This is a genomic window from Pseudomonas sp. LRF_L74 (genome assembly GCF_965644255.1).
GTDB lineage: Bacteria > Pseudomonadota > Gammaproteobacteria > Pseudomonadales > Pseudomonadaceae > Aquipseudomonas.
Genome location: NZ_CBFFRH010000007.1, coordinates 292,291 through 305,692 on the forward strand (window position 1 = coordinate 292,291; position 13,402 = coordinate 305,692).

The window sequence follows — 13,402 nt, forward strand, 5'->3', positions numbered from 1 at the left end:
AAATTGTCGGCGCCGGAAGGCTCTGGGAGCCTTGTCGCACAGGGATGCGCTGCCTCGCCGGCAGAACACACCGATAACAAGAAGGAAACCCCATGGCCACGCAACGCTGGAAGAACCGCCCCGAGGGCTCCAACTGGGGCGACTTCGGTCCCGATGACCAGAGAGGCCGGTTGAACCTGCTGACCCCGGACAAAGTGCTGCAAGGCATCGCCGAAGTGCGCGAAGGCCTCGCCTTCTGCCTCAGCCTGCCGCTGGACTACCCGGGCGGCAACGCCATGAACGTCAACCGCCTGCCGCCGATCCTGCGCCCGCTGCTGCGCAAGGGCGGCGTGAACATGAACTACCAGTACCAGTGGATTCAGGAGGGTCGCCCGGACGTACTCAGCGACGACCTGGCGATCCTCCACCTGCAATATTCGACACAGTGGGATGCCTTGTCCCATGTCGGCGCGCTGTTCGACGCGGATGGCGACGGCGTTGCCGAGCCGCTGTACTACAACGGATTCAGCGCGGGCGGCGACGTCGAAGGGCCGAGTTCTCTGGATGACTGCGGCATCGCCGGGCCGATCAAGCCGCACAGCACCTCCCATGCCCACGCGCTCGGTATCGAACGCATGGCCGAAACCTGCGTGCAGGGTCGCGGTGTGCTCATCGACCTGCACCATCACCACGGCCTGGCGCGCACGCACATCGGCTATGACGCGTTGATGCGCGTGCTGGAGCAAGACCAGGTCGAGGTGGAAGCCGGCGATATCGTCTGCCTGCATACCGGCTACGCCGAAGCGTTGCTGGGCATGCACAAGAACCCCGATCCACAAGAGCTGGAGCGCCTGGCCGCGGTGCTCGACGGCAACGACCAGCGCCTGCTGAACTGGATCACCGACAGTCATCTGGTGGCCATCGCCGCCGACAACTACTCGGTGGAAATCTTCCCGGCCGGGCAACCGGGCACCTGCTGCTCGGTGATGCCGCTGCACCACCACTGCCTGTTCAAGCTCGGCGTGCACCTGGGCGAGCTGTGGCACCTCACGCCGCTGGCCAACTGGCTACGCGCACATGGCCGTAGCCGCTTCCTGCTCACCGCCCCGCCGCTGCGCCTACCCGGTGCCGTAGGCGCGCCGCTCAACCCTATCGCCACTGTCTGATGCCCAGGAGTCTTCCGTGTCCAAACAACGCGTACTGATCACAGGAGGTGCCTCTGGCATCGGGGCCGCCATCGCCGAACGCTGTCGCGAGGACGGCTATGAGCCGGTCATCATCGACCGCATCGGCGCCGGCTTGATCGCCGACCTGGGCGACACCCGCGCCACCGCCCACGCCCTGGAAGCCGCGCTGGCCGATGGGCCGATCACCCGGCTGGTGAATAACGTCGGCATGGTCTGCCCGAACGCGGCGCACGAGCAAAGCCTCGAGGAGCTGGAAAAGGTCTGGGCGCTGAACCTGCGCTGCTCGCTGCAATGCATGCAGGCGCTGCTGCCCGGCATGAAAGAAGCCGGCTTCGGCCGCATCCTCAACATGTCGTCCCGGGCGGCGCTGGGCAAGGAACTGCGCAGCGCCTACGCCGCCACCAAAGCCGGGCTGCTGGGCATGACCCGCGTCTGGGCGCTGGAGCTGGGGCGTTTCGGCATCACCGCCAACGCCATCGGCCCTGGCCCGATCCGCACCGAGCTGTTCGAGCGCGCCAACCCGCCGGACAGCCCGCGCACCCAGGCGATCATCGACAGCGTGCCGGTCAAGCGCCTGGGTCTTCCGGACGACATCGCCCAGGCCGCCTCGTTTTTCCTGGATCAGCGCAGCGGCTTCGTCACCGGGCAGGTGCTGTATGTCTGCGGCGGCATGACCGTCGGCGTGGCGGGCGTCTGACAACGCGCTGGCGCCGGGGCGCGCGGCCTTAACCGCCGGTTAAGCAGCCCTTGCGCAGACTAAAATTGTGACCCTGCAAGCGCACTGGCAAGCTGATTTCCAGGCGCGATACAGCCCCCGCAGGCCGTGTCCTGACAGCCATAAAAACGAGAAAGGACCTGCACTCATGATCGACAAACTTTCACCCAGCGCTGGCGAGGCACTGGCTGACATTCCGGATGGAGCCATCGTCGCCGTGGGCGGTTTCGGCGGCGCCGGCATGCCCGAAGACCTGATCGACGCATTGATCGAACAAGGCGCACGCGACCTCACCCTGGTGAGCAACAACGCCGGCCAGGGCGAGACCGGCCTGGCCGCGCTGCTCAAGGCCGGGCGTGTGCGGCGCATTCTCTGCTCGTACCCGCGCATGGTCGGCTCCCACGTGTTCGAAGAGCTGTACCGCGCCGGCAAGATCGAGCTGGAAATCGTGCCCCAAGGCAACCTGGCCGAGCGCCTGCGCGCCGCCGGCTGTGGCATCGGCGGGTTCTTCACCCCGACCGGCTACGGCACGCTGCTGGCCGAAGGCAAGGAAACGCGCCTGATCGACAACCGCCACTACGTGCTCGAATCACCGATTCATGTCGACTACGCGTTGATCAACGCCGAGGCCGGCGACCGCTGGGGCAATCTGGTCTACCGCAAGACCGCGCGCAACTTCAGCCCGGTGATGGCCATGGCCGCGCGCCACACCATCGCCTCGGTAGGCCGCGTCTGTGCCCTTGGCGAGCTGGACCCGGAACACGTGGTCACGCCCGGCATCTTCGTCAAACGCATCGTCCAGCGCAGCGCTGCGGTGCCCTCCACACAGGCAGGCTGAAGCATGGACAAACAGACCCGTAATGCGATGGCCGCCCGCGTGGCCCGCGACATTCCCGAAGGCGCCTACGTCAACCTGGGCATCGGCCTGCCGACCCTGGTGGCCAACCACCTGGACGCCAGCAAGGACATCTTCCTGCACAGCGAAAACGGCGTGCTCGGCCGCTGGACCGGCGCCCCGGCGGGGGAGGAAGACTGGGACATGATCAACGCCGGCAAGGAGCCGATCAAACTCGAACCCGGCGCAGCGTTTTTCCACCACGCCGATTCGTTCGGCATGATGCGTGGCGGCCACTTGGACATCTGCGTACTCGGCGCCTTTCAAGTGGCCTCCAACGGCGACCTGGCCAACTGGCACACCGGCGCGCCGGACGCGATTCCCGCAGTCGGCGGCGCGATGGACCTGGCCATCGGCGCCAAGCGCATCTTCGTGATGATGGAACACCTGGCCAAGGACGGGCAAAGCAAGCTGCTGGCGCACTGCACCTACCCGGTCACCGGCCTGGGCTGCGTGAGCCGGGTGTACACCGACCTGGCCACCTTCGACCTCACCGACAGCGGAATCCAGGTCATCGAGTTGGTGGGCGAAACCAGCGCCGAGCAGTTGCAAGCGGTCACCCCAGTGCCGCTGGACTTCTCCACCCTGGGCGGCAAGCCGGCGCGCGGCCTCAGCCGCAGCGCCGCGCGTGCCCTTGGCGTGACCGATTGAGACCCGCGCCATGGCCAACCCGCACCGCTGGGATCAGCGCGACCTGATCGAGTTGCTGATGCTCGAATGTGGCGTCCAACGCAGCTTTCTCAGCACGGTCAATGACACCAACGTCAATGGCCGTGTCTACGGCGGGCAGTTGCTGGGGCAAGCCTTGTGGGCGGCCGCGCAGACCGCGCCGGGCCGCAGCCCCTGCGTCCTGCAGGCGACCTTCCTGCAAGGGGCCCGCCCCGACGACGCGATCGAATACAGCGTCGAATCTCTGCAAGACGGCCGGCGTTTTTCCAGTCGCCACGTGTACGGCGTGCAAGGCACCGGGCTGGTGCTCAGCGCCAACGCTTCGTTTCAGCTCGCCCAGCGCGACCCAGGCAACCCTCACCGGCTGCAACGCCAGTGGCCCGCCCCGGAGCAATTGCCGACCCTGAACGAGCTGGCGGCACGTTATCCGCTGCGCAGTGAGGCGGTGCAGTTGCGCTTCAACGGACGCCCCTTGCTGGACGTGCGCCCGATTCATCCCGAGGGCTATTTCGACCACCCCGCCGAACACCGTGAGATCGCCTACTGGGTGCGTCTCGAACAAGCGCTGCCGCGCGAAGGCTGCCTGCACCATGCGGCCCTCGCCTACCTCAGCGACTGTTGGTTGAACGGCAGCCTGGCGCCGCCGCTGGGCCTGCTCGAACTCTGGCAGCACCACTACGTCAGCAACCTCAACCACACGCTGTGGTTCCACAGCCTGGAGCCCGATGCCAACGACTGGCTGCTGTTCGTCAACGACGCCGTACGCAGCCTTTCCGGCCGCGGCTTGGCGACGAGCCATATCTACCAGCGTGACGGGCGCCTGGTGGCAAGCATGGCGCAAGACATGCTGATTTCGCCGCGAGACGCCTGAGGCGGTGCTTAGCGCAATCGAAACACGTCCTTTCGGAAACTCGAATGGGCGCCGCGACAAAACTGACGCATGCTCGAAACACAGGCGATGAACGGCCGAGGGCAGGGCCGGCTGGATGCCACACCGCTCACCGACGAGCACATAACAACAATGTCATGGCCGACGCGCCATGCGCCGATCTCCAATAACAATAAGGACGGTCAACGACATGTTCGAATGGTACAAATCCGGCTCCCGGCAGGAGCGCAAGACATTCTGGGCCTGCTTCTCCGGCTGGGCGCTGGATACCTACGACGCGCAGATGTTCAGCTTCCTGCTGCCGGCGCTGATGGCGGTGTGGCAGATCTCCAAGGGCGAGGCAGGCATCCTGGGTACCGCCGCCCTGCTCTCCGCGTCGCTCGGCGGCTGGGTCGCCGGCATCCTCAGCGACCGCTACGGGCGGGTGCGCATCCTGATCTTCACCATCTGCTGGTTCACCGCCTTCGGCTTCCTCGCTGGCTTCACCCAATCCTTCGAGCAGATGCTGGTGGTGCGGACGCTGCAAGGCCTGGGCTTCGGCGGTGAGTGGGCGGTCGGTGCGGCATTGATGGCCGAGGTCATTCGTCCGCAACACCGTGGCAAGGCACTCGGCTTCGTACAGAGCGGGTTCTCCATCGGCTGGGCCGCAGCCGCCGTGTTCATGACCGCCCTGCTCGCCTGGTTGCCGCAGGACATGGCCTGGCGCGTGGCATTCTGGGTCGGCGTGATTCCTGCCGGTTTCGTGCTGTTCATCCGCCGCCACGTCAAAGACCCGGATATCTACAAGGAAGCCACCGCAAAGGTCGAGGAGAAAGCCTCGATCCTATCCGCTTTCCGTCCGAACGTGGTTCGCCTGACGCTGCTCGGCGCGATGCTGGTGACCGGCCTGCAAGCCGCTGCCTACACCATCATGACCTGGCTGCCGACGCTGATGGTTTCGGAACGCGGCCTCAAGCCCGGACCAGTGATCTTCACCATGCTGATCATGTGTGCGGGTGCCTTTGTGGGCTTCATGGTTACCGCCTGGCTGGCCGACCGCAAAGGACGCCGTCCGGCCCTGCTGCTGTTCAGCATCGGCGCCTGGATTTTCACCGTGGTGTACATGTTGGTGCCGATGAGCACCACGCTGTTGATGCTGATGGCGTTCCCGGTCGGAGCCTTCGCCACCGGTATCTTCGCGGTGCTCGGTCCCTTCCTCAGTGAGCTGTTCCCCACTCACGTGCGCACCACGTGCATGGGTTTCTCGTACAACCTGGGCAAGTCCCTGGGCGCGCTGTCCATCACCGGTGTCGGCGTGTTGTCCGAGCGTATCGGCCTGGCTCAATCGATCGGCACGTTCTGCCTGGTGGCGTACGCGCTGTCCGTCACCGCCGTGCTGCTGCTACCCGAAACCCGTGGCGTGCGCCTGGAAGACGTCGATGCCAAGGTGCTCGGCGACGCCGATGACGCTGGCCACAACAACCTTTCCGAAAGCAAAGCCTGAACAGGAGCGCCCCATGCTGTACTGCGTAAAGATGGACGTGAACATTCCACGCGACATTCCGACAGACGAGATCGACGCGATCAAGGCTGCCGAGAAGGCACGCGCCATCGAGCTGCAACAGGCCGGCAAGTGGCCACACCTGTGGCGGGTGGTCGGTCACTACTCGAACATCAGCATCTTCGACGTGGAAAGCAACGACGAACTGCATGCGCTGCTCTCCAGCCTGCCGCTGTTCCCGTTCATGACGATGCAGGTCACGCCGCTGGCCAAGCACCCTTCTTCTATCTTCTGACGCCAACAGCGGCCCCTTGCGGGCCGCCTTTTCGCAGATTCCCATGCCCATTGAATCGTCTCTCGATGCGCTCGACCTGAGTGCCCTGATACGCCCTGGCGACACGGTGCTCTGGGGCCAGGCCAACGCCGAACCGCTAGTGCTGACCGAAGCACTGATGGCGCAGCGTCACAGCATCGGCCGCTTTCGCGTGATGCTCGGCATCGCCAACAGCACCACCTGCCAGCTGGCGCATGCCGACACGGTCGACTTCCTCGCCTACTGCGGGGCAGGCGCCAACCGGCAATTGGCCGATGCCGGCGTGCTCGACATTCTGCCGGTGCACTACTCGCAGTTGCCCACGCTGTTCGCCAGCGGCGCTCTACGTATCGACGTGTTGTTGCTGCAAGTAGCCCCTGCCGACGCGCAGGGCCGCTACAGCCTGAGCATCGCCCACGAGTACCTGTTGGCAGCGCTGGACACCGCGCGGGTGGTGATCGCCGAGGTCAACCGTAAGGCGCCGCGCACCTTCGGTGAGCGCTGGTTGAGCGCCGATGACCTGGACCTGATCGTACACACCGATCGACCGCCCCTGGAAAACGCCAGCCCGCGCATTCGCGAAGCGGACAGCCGGATTGCCGCGCTGATCGCCGGGCACGTCGAGGATGGCGCCACCCTGCAGGTCGGCATCGGTGCGATTCCCGACGCGGTACTTGGCGCTCTGGGTGGTCACCGTGACTTGGGGGTTCATTCCGGTGCCCTGGGTGACGGCATCGCCCGGTTGATGCAAAACGGCGCCCTGACCAATGCGCGCAAAACGCGGGACCGTGGCGTGAGCATTGGCGGTGTGCTGCTAGGCAGCCGCGTCATCCACGACTTCGCCCATGACAATCCGGCCATCTCGCTACGCTCCAGCGCCTACACCCACGATGCCGAGGTGTTGGCCAGCCTGGACAAGCTGGTGGCAATCAATTCCGCAGTCGAAGTCGACCTGAGCGGCCAGATCAATACCGAAGTGGCGGCCGGCAGCTATGTCGGCGCGGTAGGCGGATCGCTGGACTTCCTGCGCGGCGCCCAACGCTCCCGAGGCGGCGTGCCGATCATTGCCTTGCCGTCGACAGCCGGCGGCAGCAGCCGGATCGTCTCCAGGCTGAATGGTCCGGCGACCGTTGCCCGCAGCGATGCCGGTTTGATCGTCACCGAATTTGGCGTCGCCGACCTCCGCGGTTTGACGCTGAAGCAGCGCCGACAGCGCCTGATAGACATCGCTCATCCCGATCATCGAGCCTTGCTGGATAGATGACCAGGCGCGAAATCAGGGATATCCAGCGAGGGCCTGCGATGTACTGAAAATTCGCGGCTGGGACTGGAGCCGAATGGATTCCAGAAAACAAAAAAGCGACCCTGAGGTCGCTTCTTCGTTGCTCCAGGGCGTTCAGTGACCCATGAAGCGAATATGGCGCAGCGGACGGGACTCGAACCCGCGACCCCCGGCGTGACAGGCCGGTATTCTAACCGACTGAACTACCGCTGCGCGTTACTGCGAGATTGGTGGGTGATGACGGGATCGAACCGCCGACCCTCTGCTTGTAAGGCAGATGCTCTCCCGGCTGAGCTAATCACCCTTCACTCTCGAAGTGGGGCGCATTCTAGAGAGCGCTTAAGGCCTTGGCAAGTTCTTTTTCAAAAAATTTTTTCATGCGTTCCAAAGGCTTAGCGATATGTCGGGAACGGGTTGGCCAATCGGCCCCAGCGGAGAATAATGCGCGCTTTGCGTAATTGGAGACTCACCGCATATGTGGTTTCGCAACCTGCTCGTATATCGCCTGACCCAGGACCTGCCATTCGATGCCGAAGGGCTGGAGGCCGCACTGGCCACCAAACTGGCCCGCCCCTGCGCCAGCCAGGAGCTGACCACCTATGGTTTCGTCGCCCCTTTCGGCAAAGGCGCCGATGCGCCGTTGGTGCATGTCAGTGGTGATTTCCTGCTGATCTCCGCCCGCAAGGAAGACCGCATCCTGCCCGGCAGCGTGGTCCGCGATGCGCTGAAGGAGAAGGTCGAAGAGATCGAAAACGAGCAGATGCGCAAGGTCTACAAGAAGGAGCGCGACCAGATCAAGGACGAGATCATCCAGGCCTTCCTGCCGCGCGCCTTCGTCCGCCGCTCTTCCACTTTCGCCGCGATTGCGCCGAAGCTCGGCCTGATCCTGGTCGATACAGCCAGTGCGAAGAAGGCCGAAGACCTGCTGTCGACCCTGCGCGAAGTGGTCGGCTCGCTGCCGGTGCGCCCGCTGGGCGTGAAAATCGCCCCGACCGCCACCCTCACCGACTGGGTCAAGGCCCAGCAAGCCGCCCCGGACTTCTTCGTCCTCGACGAATGCGAGCTGCGCGACGTCAACGAGGACGGCGGCGTGGTGCGCTGCAAGCGCCAGGACCTGACCAGCGAAGAAATCCAGCTGCACCTGTCCACCGGCAAGCTGGTCACCCAACTGTCGCTGGCCTGGCAGGACAAGCTGTCGTTCATCCTCGACGACAAGCTGACCATCAAGCGCCTGCGTTTCGAAGACCTGCTCCAGGACCAGGCCGCAGAAGACGGCGGCGACGAAGCGCTTGGCCAGTTGGACGCCAGCTTCACCCTGATGATGCTGACCTTCTCCGACTTCCTCCCGGCGCTGTTCGAGGCCCTGGGTGGCGAAGAGATCCCGCAAGGCATCTGACGCCTGAACGCGCCTGGAACGCCAGGCGCGCTGCCTTTCCCGTAAGGAACATAGATGCGCGCATTGGCCGCCCTCAGCCGCTTCGTCGGCAACACGTTTGCCTACTGGGTGCTGCTGTTCGCCGTGCTCGCCTTCTTCTTGCCGGAGCTGTTCAAGCCGCTGTCGGTGGCCATCGTGCCGCTGCTCGGCGTGGTCATGTTCGGCATGGGCCTGACCCTCAAGGTCGACGATTTCGCCGCAGTGGCCCGCCAACCCTGGCGCGTCCTGCTCGGCGTAGTCGCCCATTTCGTGATCATGCCCGGAGTCGCCTGGCTGCTCTGCCAGCTGTTCCACCTGCCAGCGGAGATCGCCGTCGGCGTGATTCTGGTCGGCTGCTGCCCCAGCGGCACATCGTCCAACGTAATGACCTGGCTGGCGCGTGGCGACCTGGCCCTGTCGGTGGCCATCGCCGCCGTCACCACGCTGCTCGCCCCGCTGCTGACGCCGGCACTGATCTGGCTGCTGGCCTCGGAATGGCTGCCGGTGTCCTTCGCCGCGCTGTTCTGGTCGATCCTGCAAGTGGTGCTGCTGCCGATCGTCCTCGGCCTCATCGCCCAGCGCGTGCTCGGTGAACGGGTGCGTCATGTGGTCGATGTGCTGCCGCTGATATCGGTGGTCAGCATTGTGCTGATCGTCGCCGCCGTGGTTGCCGCCAGCCAGGCCAGGATCGCCGAGTCCGGCCTGCTGATCATGGCGGTGGTGGTACTGCACAATGGCTTCGGCTTCCTGCTCGGCTACTTCACCGGCAAGGCCTTCCGCCTGCCGCTGGCGCAGCGCAAGTCGCTGGCCCTAGAGGTCGGCATGCAGAACTCCGGGCTCGGCGCCGCCCTCGCCAGCGCACACTTCTCGCCCCTGGCGGCGGTGCCGAGCGCACTGTTCAGTGTCTGGCACAACATCTCCGGAGCGCTGCTGTCGACCTGGTTCCGGCGCATGCGTGACGACGCGAACCAGCCGTAAGCTTGCCCGTGCCTACGGGATATGCAGAATACGCAGGCCAGTAGGGACGGCCCTGCCACTCGTCGAGTGACCATAGCGGAGACGGCTCCGACACCACCAACCGTCTCCTCGGAGGTTCACTGCATGTCCTGGGTCATCCTGTTCTTCGCCGGCCTGTTCGAGGTTGCCTGGGCTGTCGGCCTGAAATACACCGAGGGCTTCAGCCGACCGCTCCCCACCACCCTGACCGTGCTCGCGATGCTGATCAGCATCGGCATGCTCGGCCTTGCCGTGAAGCAATTGCCGCTGGGCACCGCCTACGCCATCTGGACCGGCATCGGCGCAGTCGGCACGGTAATCGCGGGAATCATCCTGTTCGGCGAATCGACCAACCTGATTCGCCTTGTCAGCGTCGCCCTGATCATCTGCGGGCTGGTCGGGCTGAAGCTGAGCACCAACTGAGCGCAAGCAAAAGCAAGGGTGCCGGAAGCGGAGAACCGCCTATCTCCGCTCCCCGCGCAACGCGCTCACCCGCGCCTGCAACACCAGCCGCCCGGTATCGGCCGGCAACGGTTGGCCGACCACTAGGGTAATGCGCGACCACAGGCGACGGAACAGCCCCTTGTGCGGAGCGCGGCTGAAGAAGCTGCCCCAGAGACCTTGCAGCGCCATGGGAATGACCGGCACCGGGCTGTCCCTGAGGATGTGCTCGATGCCGGCCTTGAACTCATCGATTTCGCCGGTGGCGGTCAGCTTGCCTTCAGGGAAGATGCACACCACTTCACCGTCTTCGAGATATTCGCGAATACGACGGAACGCACGTTCGAAGGTCTGCGGATCTTCGCTGCGCCCGGCAATCGGCACGGTACCGGCGGTACGGAAGATGAAGTTGAGCACCGGCAGGCGGTAGATCTTGTAGTACATGACGAAGCGGATCGGCCGCCGCACCGCGCCGCCGATCAGCAACGCATCGACGAACGACACGTGGTTGCAGACCAGCACCGCGGCACCTTCGTCCGGGATCGCCTCGAGGTTCTCGTGGGTCACGCGGTACATGGAGTGGCTGAGCAGCCAGATCATGAAGCGCATGGTGAACTCGGGGACGATCTTGAAGATGTAGGTGTTGACCGCGATGTTCATCAACGAAACGACGAGGAACAGTTCGGGGATCGATAACCCGGCAACACCCAGCAGCAGCATCGCCACCAGCGCCGAGGCGACCATGAACAAGGCATTGAGAATGTTGTTGGCAGCGATCACCCGCGCCCGCTCGTTCTCGGCCGTGCGCGACTGGATCAGCGCGTACAGCGGCACGATGTAGAAACCACCGAAGATGCCGATGCCGAGGATGTCCAGCAGTATCCACCAGGCCTGCGCCTGGCCCAGCAGCGCCAGCCAGCCGTATGGCTCCGCCGCCTGTGGAAACGCGCTGGAATGCCACCACAGCAGCAGGCCGAACAGGGTCATGCCCATCGAGCCGAACGGCACCAGGCCGATTTCCACCTTGCGTCCGGACAAGCGCTCGCAGAGTACCGAGCCCAGGGCGATGCCCACCGAGAACACGGTGAGGATCAGGGTGATGACCGTCTTGTCGCCATGCAGCAGTTCCTTGGCATAGGCCGGAATCTGCGCCAGGTAGATCGAGCCGAGGAACCAGAACCAGGAATTACCGAGCAGCGAGCGCGACACCGCCGGACGCTGCTTGAGGCCCATGCGCACGGTCGCCCAGGTCTGCCGGAAGATGTTCCAGTCCAGCATCAGCTCCGGCAGCGCCGCGGGCGAGCTGGGAATGCGTCGGCTGGCCAGGTAGCCGAGCACGGCCACCAGCACGATGGCGGCGGAAATCTCGCCGGCGGCATGGCCACCGGACATGATCACTCCGGCACTGATGGTGCCCGCCAGGATGGCCAGGAAGGTGCCCATCTCCACCAGGGCGTTGCCGCCGACCAGTTCCTCGTCACGCAGGGTCGCAGGCAGGATCGAATACTTCACCGGGCCGAACAGTGCCGAATGCGTGCCCATGCCGAACAGCGCCAGCAGCAGCAACGGCAGGCTATTGAGGAAGAAGCCCGCCGCTGCGACCAGCATGATGCCGATCTCGGCCAGCTTGATCGCGCGGATCAACCCATCCTTGGCGAACTTCTCGCCAAACTGCCCACCCAGCGCGGAAAACAGAAAGAACGGCAGAATGAACAACAGGTGGCAGATATTGACCAGCAGGTTGCCCTTGTCGGCGTCGGCCGCCAGGCCGAACAGCACGACCAGGATCAAGCCCTGCTTGAACACGTTGTCGTTGAACGCCCCCAGCAACTGGGTCACGAAGAACGGCAGGAAACGCCGGGTACGCAGCAAGGCGAATTGCGATTGATGACTCATCGTCCATGTACCTGGATTGGGAATAAGGCGGAGTTGCACGCGGCTCCGTGATATTGGAGGCCAATCGCGGACTAAAAGCCACAAAGCAGCCATAAGCTGCAAGCGAGCGCACGAAATCCCCCGTGGATTTTACTGGTGGCTTGAAGCTTGCCGCTCTGTTACCCGAGCAGTGCCCGCAGGCAGAAGAAGATCGCCATCCCGCCGCCGATGGTGGCGAGCAGATTACGGCTCAGCGCCGCGATGGCAATGGTGGCAATGCCCGCCAGCAGGTAAGCGTTGTTCATCGACAATTGCAGGCTCTGGCCATCGGGCATGAGCATGCCGGGCACCACGATGGCGGTCAGCACGGCAGTGGGCACGTAGTGCAGCGCCTGGCGGATCAGCGGTGGAAAACCCAGGTTGGGGAAGGCGAACAGGCTATAGCGGATCAGAAAAGTGACCAGTGCCATCGCCGCGATCAACAGCCAGAGGCTCATCGAGCCGCCTCCTTGTGGCGCTCCAGCAGCACGCCGGCAACGATGCCCGCCGCCGCGGCCGCCAGCAGGCCGAGTTTGTACGGCAACCCCTGGCACGCCAGGGCGACCGCGCCAGCCGTCAATGCCGCGGCCAGTTGTGGCCTATTGCGCAGCGCCGGCACGACGATGCCGATGAAGGTCGCCAGCATGGCGAAATCCAGTCCCCAGCCCGCCAGCGCCGGCATCGCCTGGCCAAAGAGGATGCCGGCCAGGCTGGAGCCGATCCAGCACAGGTACAGGGCAAGCGCGGCACCGGCGTGATACCACTGGCCGTTTTCCTGCACCCCATGGGCCAGGTAACGACGCTGGACCAGGGCGAAGGTCTCGTCGGTCAGGCCGAAGGCCAGAAGCAGGCGCCAACGCCCCGGCAGATGCGCCACGAAAGGTTGCAGGGAGGCACTGTAGAGCACATGGCGCAGGTTGACGATCAGCGTGGTGAACAGGATCACCGCACCGCCGGTGCCGGCGCTGAGCAGGCTCAGGGCGATGAACTGCGCCGAACCGGCATAGACCAGCAGCGACATGCCCAGCGCATGGACCAGGGAAAGGCCGGCGACGCTGGCCAGCGTGCCGTAGATGATGCCGAACGGCGCGATGCCGACGAGCATCGGAATGCTGTCGCGGGTGCCATGGATGAAGAGTTGCGAGCGGGTCATGAGTGTCCTCCGGCGGGCAGACTAGCCGGCAAGGCACGGGGCGTCTTGAACGGGATTGCTCAAACCGATGCTGGA

Annotated in this window: 14 protein-coding genes and 2 tRNA genes; 11 read left to right on the forward strand and 5 right to left on the reverse strand. The window is 64.6% G+C overall.

Going from position 1 to position 13,402, the window contains the following annotated elements:
- Nucleotides 1-92 precede the first annotated feature (92 nt).
- The 8 genes from ACSZPK_RS19375 (at nt 93) to ACSZPK_RS19410 (ending at nt 7,391) form a co-directional block, all read left to right on the forward strand.
- Nucleotides 93-1,145, forward strand: a complete 1,053-nt coding sequence (locus tag ACSZPK_RS19375; protein ID WP_437883159.1) for a cyclase family protein — start codon at nt 93-95, stop codon at nt 1,143-1,145.
- A 16-nt stretch (nt 1,146-1,161) separates the two neighbouring features.
- On the forward strand, nt 1,162-1,863 hold the full coding sequence (locus ACSZPK_RS19380; RefSeq protein ID WP_437883160.1) for an SDR family oxidoreductase: 702 nt from the start codon (nt 1,162-1,164) through the stop codon (nt 1,861-1,863).
- Nucleotides 1,864-2,029: 166 nt separating this feature from the next.
- Entirely contained in the window at nt 2,030-2,719 is a 690-nt protein-coding gene (locus ACSZPK_RS19385) for a 3-oxoacid CoA-transferase subunit A (RefSeq protein WP_437883161.1), read from the forward strand.
- Nucleotides 2,720-2,722: 3 nt separating this feature from the next.
- Nucleotides 2,723-3,427 carry a 3-oxoacid CoA-transferase subunit B gene (locus tag ACSZPK_RS19390; protein WP_437883162.1) on the forward strand — a complete coding sequence of 235 codons (705 nt, stop codon included), beginning with the start codon at nt 2,723-2,725 and terminating at the stop codon, nt 3,425-3,427.
- Nucleotides 3,428-3,437: 10 nt separating this feature from the next.
- Nucleotides 3,438-4,316: an acyl-CoA thioesterase gene (locus ACSZPK_RS19395; protein WP_437883163.1), complete on the forward strand. Its 879-nt coding sequence runs from the start codon at nt 3,438-3,440 to the stop codon at nt 4,314-4,316.
- 208 nt (nt 4,317-4,524) lie between these two features.
- Nucleotides 4,525-5,817 carry an MFS transporter gene (locus ACSZPK_RS19400; RefSeq protein ID WP_437883164.1) on the forward strand — a complete coding sequence of 431 codons (1,293 nt, stop codon included), beginning with the start codon at nt 4,525-4,527 and terminating at the stop codon, nt 5,815-5,817.
- Between the two features lie 13 nt (nt 5,818-5,830).
- The gene (catC, locus tag ACSZPK_RS19405) at nt 5,831-6,109 is read left to right on the forward strand and encodes a muconolactone Delta-isomerase (protein ID WP_437883165.1); all 279 of its coding nucleotides are present in this window, start codon (nt 5,831-5,833) and stop codon (nt 6,107-6,109) included.
- 43 nt (nt 6,110-6,152) lie between these two features.
- Nucleotides 6,153-7,391, forward strand: coding sequence for an acetyl-CoA hydrolase/transferase family protein (locus ACSZPK_RS19410; protein ID WP_437883166.1), 1,239 nt, complete (start codon nt 6,153-6,155; stop codon nt 7,389-7,391).
- A 154-nt stretch (nt 7,392-7,545) separates the two neighbouring features.
- Here the strand turns inward: ACSZPK_RS19410 and ACSZPK_RS19415 are convergent.
- Nucleotides 7,546-7,622, reverse strand: a tRNA-Asp gene (locus tag ACSZPK_RS19415).
- 15 nt (nt 7,623-7,637) lie between these two features.
- Nucleotides 7,638-7,713 (reverse strand) — tRNA-Val (locus tag ACSZPK_RS19420).
- Between the two features lie 171 nt (nt 7,714-7,884).
- On the opposite strand from ACSZPK_RS19420, the gene rdgC reads away from it, so the two are divergent.
- The 3 genes from rdgC (at nt 7,885) to sugE (ending at nt 10,242) form a co-directional block, all read left to right on the forward strand.
- The gene (gene rdgC, locus ACSZPK_RS19425; protein ID WP_437883167.1) at nt 7,885-8,805 is read left to right on the forward strand and encodes a recombination-associated protein RdgC; all 921 of its coding nucleotides are present in this window, start codon (nt 7,885-7,887) and stop codon (nt 8,803-8,805) included.
- A 54-nt stretch (nt 8,806-8,859) separates the two neighbouring features.
- On the forward strand, nt 8,860-9,801 hold the full coding sequence (locus ACSZPK_RS19430; protein ID WP_437883168.1) for a bile acid:sodium symporter family protein: 942 nt from the start codon (nt 8,860-8,862) through the stop codon (nt 9,799-9,801).
- 123 nt (nt 9,802-9,924) lie between these two features.
- Nucleotides 9,925-10,242, forward strand: a complete 318-nt coding sequence (sugE, locus tag ACSZPK_RS19435; RefSeq protein WP_437883169.1) for a quaternary ammonium compound efflux SMR transporter SugE — start codon at nt 9,925-9,927, stop codon at nt 10,240-10,242.
- Nucleotides 10,243-10,281: 39 nt separating this feature from the next.
- On the opposite strand, the gene ACSZPK_RS19440 is transcribed toward sugE, so the two are convergent.
- The 3 genes from ACSZPK_RS19440 to ACSZPK_RS19450 form a co-directional block, all read right to left on the reverse strand.
- Nucleotides 10,282-12,156, reverse strand: a complete 1,875-nt coding sequence (locus tag ACSZPK_RS19440; RefSeq protein WP_437883170.1) for an MFS transporter — start codon at nt 12,154-12,156, stop codon at nt 10,282-10,284.
- Nucleotides 12,157-12,314: 158 nt separating this feature from the next.
- Nucleotides 12,315-12,632, reverse strand: a complete 318-nt coding sequence (locus ACSZPK_RS19445; protein WP_437883171.1) for an AzlD domain-containing protein — start codon at nt 12,630-12,632, stop codon at nt 12,315-12,317.
- Nucleotides 12,629-13,327 carry an AzlC family ABC transporter permease gene (locus ACSZPK_RS19450; RefSeq protein ID WP_437883172.1) on the reverse strand — a complete coding sequence of 233 codons (699 nt, stop codon included), beginning with the start codon at nt 13,325-13,327 and terminating at the stop codon, nt 12,629-12,631. Before ACSZPK_RS19450 ends, ACSZPK_RS19445 begins: the two co-directional genes overlap by 4 nt.
- Nucleotides 13,328-13,402 lie beyond the last annotated feature (75 nt).

Bases quoted from the DNA above. Each gene is read 5' to 3' on its own strand.
- ACSZPK_RS19375 (WP_437883159.1), top strand. From the start codon at position 93: ATGGCCACGCAACGCTGGAAGAACCGCCCCGAGGGCTCCAACTGGGGC.
- ACSZPK_RS19385 (WP_437883161.1), top strand. From the start codon at position 2,030: ATGATCGACAAACTTTCACCCAGCGCTGGCGAGGCACTGGCTGACATT.
- ACSZPK_RS19390 (WP_437883162.1), top strand. From the start codon at position 2,723: ATGGACAAACAGACCCGTAATGCGATGGCCGCCCGCGTGGCCCGCGAC.
- ACSZPK_RS19395 (WP_437883163.1), top strand. From the start codon at position 3,438: ATGGCCAACCCGCACCGCTGGGATCAGCGCGACCTGATCGAGTTGCTG.
- ACSZPK_RS19400 (WP_437883164.1), top strand. From the start codon at position 4,525: ATGTTCGAATGGTACAAATCCGGCTCCCGGCAGGAGCGCAAGACATTC.
- catC (WP_437883165.1), top strand. From the start codon at position 5,831: ATGCTGTACTGCGTAAAGATGGACGTGAACATTCCACGCGACATTCCG.
- ACSZPK_RS19410 (WP_437883166.1), top strand. From the start codon at position 6,153: ATGCCCATTGAATCGTCTCTCGATGCGCTCGACCTGAGTGCCCTGATA.
- rdgC (WP_437883167.1), top strand. From the start codon at position 7,885: ATGTGGTTTCGCAACCTGCTCGTATATCGCCTGACCCAGGACCTGCCA.
- ACSZPK_RS19430 (WP_437883168.1), top strand. From the start codon at position 8,860: ATGCGCGCATTGGCCGCCCTCAGCCGCTTCGTCGGCAACACGTTTGCC.
- sugE (WP_437883169.1), top strand. From the start codon at position 9,925: ATGTCCTGGGTCATCCTGTTCTTCGCCGGCCTGTTCGAGGTTGCCTGG.
- ACSZPK_RS19440 (WP_437883170.1), bottom strand. From the start codon at position 12,156: ATGAGTCATCAATCGCAATTCGCCTTGCTGCGTACCCGGCGTTTCCTG.
- ACSZPK_RS19445 (WP_437883171.1), bottom strand. From the start codon at position 12,632: ATGAGCCTCTGGCTGTTGATCGCGGCGATGGCACTGGTCACTTTTCTG.
- ACSZPK_RS19450 (WP_437883172.1), bottom strand. From the start codon at position 13,327: ATGACCCGCTCGCAACTCTTCATCCATGGCACCCGCGACAGCATTCCG.